This is a genomic window from Alteromonas sp. BMJM2 (assembly GCF_027257845.1).
Taxonomy (GTDB): domain Bacteria; phylum Pseudomonadota; class Gammaproteobacteria; order Enterobacterales; family Alteromonadaceae; genus Alteromonas.
In genome coordinates, this window is record NZ_JAPVOT010000055.1 from 1 (window position 1) to 1,448 (window position 1,448).

General features: G+C 49.2%; 1 protein-coding gene. It reads right to left on the reverse strand.

Annotated features, from left to right (window positions below):
- On the reverse strand, positions 1 to 676 hold a 676-nt coding region (gene ltrA, locus O9X84_RS19490; RefSeq protein WP_269521315.1), incomplete at its 3' end, for a group II intron reverse transcriptase/maturase.
- Between the last annotated feature and the right edge of the window lie 772 nt (positions 677 to 1,448).

The following is a 1,448-nucleotide window of genomic DNA, read 5'->3' on the forward strand; positions in this document are numbered from 1 at the left end:
TGCAACACAAGATAAGGATGTCATCAGCATAGCGCACTATGCGGTGCCCACGTTGTTTCATTTCCTCATCGAACGCATCCAGATAGATGTTCGCTATGAGGGGGCTTATCACCCCGCCTTGCGGACTGCCTGTGTCTGTTTGCTGCCAATGCCCATCAACCATCACCCCACTTTGTAAGAACTGAGCAATTAAGTTCAGTACACTGCCGTCACGGACCCGTCTTTTGATGCTCTTAATGATAAGCGTATGGTCCAGCTTATCAAAGCACTTCGACAGGTCCATATCCACCACGTGTTGACGCCTGTACCGACGGATGAACATCGTGGCTTTGTTGATGGCATCGTGACAGCTCCGCTTTGGTCTATAACCAAAGCTTGATGGATGGAACTGCTCTTCGAAGATGGGGGTTAGGAGGTCATTTAAGCACTGTTGAACGACCCTATCCCTTACCGTTGGAATACCCAACAAACGCTCACCGCCCCCGTCTTTCGGGATGACTACCCGCCTTACCGGTTGCGGTTGATAGCGTTTGGTTTTGAGTTCGAGAAGAAGCTGTGTAAGTTCATTATCCAGATTTGAGGCAAACACACTCAGGCTCTGCCCATCTATTCCGGCCGCGCCTTTCGCTTTGAATACCTTTTTAAATCCCTTGAACAGTCTTGCTTTATTAAGCAAGTGACCGTACAAACTATAATAAACCCGCATACTTCCTCTCGAAGACAGTGTGCTGTGTGGGGGCCGATACCTTCTCTTCGTGTTGGTCTATTTCACATGGATGTTGAGCGTGCTAGCCCAATGGCAATCTACTCAACGTTGCCCACATTACTCCCTTGTACCGTTTCGTAGCCAGTCTATCGCTTCCGCGACAAACCAAGTACAAAGACGTCGATAGCTAATCGATTCGTGTACCACTAAAAAAAAATATCTGCTCATCACAGACTGACTATGTACTTCCGCCCTTCGCCATCCTTAACCGCTTTTGGCTGATAAGGATGCCATCAAACATTGCTGATGGTCAGTTCGGTTTTACCCTCCACACCATTACTGGCTTTCACAGGCCGAACTTTACTCACTACTACGGCTTCATCTGCCACCTCGCACCAACACCTACCTTGAGTCTCCTCTCGCATAGATGCTTCTGGCTCATCACCAGAGACGGTGTCAGGCTTCCCCAGTTACTGCGCTGACTCCCTGTTAGAAATTCCACCCTCAAACACAAAACAGGACTGACCGAGTATTGGGCTTCGCGCTATTTTGCACGCTTACCCTCCTGCCTTGCCGAATCAGGTTCACTTTCGTTGTGTACCTCTAACTTCCTATGGCTTCCTTCGGACCCTGTCGTTGGCCAACAACGCCCTTGCCATTCAGATTATCTTCCCCTCAGTCAGGGTGATTCAGGTTTCTTCCAACCTGACGGGTTTGCCAGCTTCGCTGGGCAAACAAAAAA